This window comes from Vibrio sp. VP6 (genome assembly GCF_028823755.1).
Classification (GTDB): Bacteria; Pseudomonadota; Gammaproteobacteria; order Enterobacterales; family Vibrionaceae; genus Vibrio; species Vibrio parahaemolyticus.
In genome coordinates, this window is sequence record NZ_JAPEID010000126.1 from 1 (window position 1) to 1,722 (window position 1,722).

Below are 1,722 nucleotides of genomic sequence, written 5' to 3' on the forward strand. Positions count from 1 at the left end.
CTTTACTTTTCCTAACTACCTTCAATCTGGCATCAAAATGGCGGGGTTTCCTATCGATGAAATTCTCCCGTCCATTTTATTGTTCCTGATGCTGTTTAATCTCAACAAAATTGTCGCGGTAGCCGCATGTATCGGTTTCTTTTTGAGCATTCGCAGTTTGAAAGTGCGCTTCGGACCACGGTTCATCATCCACTTTGCACATTGGTTCGGGGATGAGAATGCCAATAAAGTCATTTTCAAACGCACCCCCTCTGCCACAAAAAAATATTGGATTTACTGATGTTAAGCGAAAACAACGGCGAGGCGCTCAAAGCGGCTCGCTTTCTTAATTATGTCCTAGTCGTAGTAGTGTTGATTGTGTCCATCGGCGCAACCGGTCTTGGATTGGCGTTGGTCAATCAAAACAAGGAAGTGCAGCGCACGCTCGTACCACCACACATTGACCGCGCGTTCACGGTCTCCAATGATGCCGTCGATGAGGCATACCTTGCTTTGATGGCTGAATGGTGGGTGCACCTTAAATTCAATGTCACCCCATCGAATGTGAAGCGTCAATTTAACCAGCTCATCACTTACGTTCCTTCAGAGCATTGGAGCAGTCTACAAGATAAGTTGATGCGTGAAGCAGACTTCATCATCAAGAACGATGTCACCAGCTTCTTTGAAATCGAGAAAGTTGCTCCGAGTGTCAGCAAGATGCAGATACGAGTGAAAGGGACGCTCAACAAAACCGTCGGCGGACGCAAGCTCGACCCCGAGCCTGTCACCTACATCATTCACACCGGTTATCCGCATGGATTGATTGAACTTCACGCCATTGCTCAAGAGGTGCCACTATGAAGTCTTTTTTTTCTTTTGTTTTAGTCGGCTTTTTGTTTCTGCCATTTGGGGCGCAAGCAAAAAACATTGCCGCGAAGACTTACCACTTTGCGCAAAACGACACCATTGTTTTGCCACTCTCTTCTGTCAACGCCAACCGTTTAGTCGTTAAAGGCGACAAAATCATCAATGTTCATTGTCCACAAGGTTTCTGCGTCGCCACAGGCAACAAACGTGATCAATCCGGCTCCATCAGTTTAAAAATCAACATTGCGCTACCCTTCACCGCGCACGTGGTGACAGAAAAAGGCCGTAACTTCTCACTGTTCGTGAACCCTAAAGCGGTGCCTGCTGTGGTAACGGAGTTTATTCCTAACTACTTAGAGTCTGAGCAAAGCGTGTTTAAAAAGGACATGGAATACCCATTAGCATTAGGTGCGTTTACCAAACAGATGATTGAGTGGCAAAGAAATGGTACGCCTGTGTCTGGCTTCAACCTGCACCCAATAGACTCTAAGACATTACCTAAAGAGAGTTCGCCACTGGCGGTGATACCACAAACGTTGTTCTCTGGCCGTCCGTTCTCAGGAATTATCTATCAGGTGAAAAACCAATCAGATGAAGCCGTCACACTCACCGAAGCTCAGTTCTACAGCTACTCAAGTCGAAGCGCCTCGCTAGATGCGTATCATTTGGCACCTGGCGAATCGACACACCTTTACATCATCACCGGAGGGCAAGGGTAATGATGCAACGATTTAAGAAGTGGTTATCCAGAGAAGGGGATTTGGACGATGGATTAATCACGAACGAGCAAAGTAAAAAACGCAACCAAATCATCAGTGTTTGCGTGTTGGCGCTGCTGGCAGGGTTGTTCTTTGCGTTTAAGCACTTCAAAAAGCC

General features: G+C 46.6%; 3 protein-coding genes. All 3 read left to right on the plus strand.

From position 1 onward, the window contains the following. Positions 1–280 (plus strand): type IV conjugative transfer system protein TraL (traL, locus tag OU793_RS24360; RefSeq protein ID WP_274647897.1); only part of this gene is annotated, 280 nt, incomplete at its 5' end. Next, a complete protein-coding gene (traE, locus tag OU793_RS24365; RefSeq protein WP_159408243.1) occupies positions 280–840 on the plus strand; it encodes a type IV conjugative transfer system protein TraE in 561 nt (186 codons plus the stop codon). The genes traL and traE, both read left to right, overlap by 1 nt. Then, positions 837–1,565, plus strand: coding sequence for a type-F conjugative transfer system secretin TraK (traK, locus tag OU793_RS24370; RefSeq protein ID WP_159408242.1), 729 nt, complete (start codon positions 837–839; stop codon positions 1,563–1,565). The genes traE and traK overlap by 4 nt, the downstream gene beginning before the upstream one ends. Positions 1,566–1,722: the final 157 nt, after the last annotated feature.

Coding starts and splice junctions, on each gene's coding strand:
- traK (WP_159408242.1), top strand. CDS start 837: ATGAAGTCTTTTTTTTCTTTTGTTTTAGTCGGCTTTTTGTTTCTGCCA.
- traE (WP_159408243.1), top strand. CDS start 280: ATGTTAAGCGAAAACAACGGCGAGGCGCTCAAAGCGGCTCGCTTTCTT.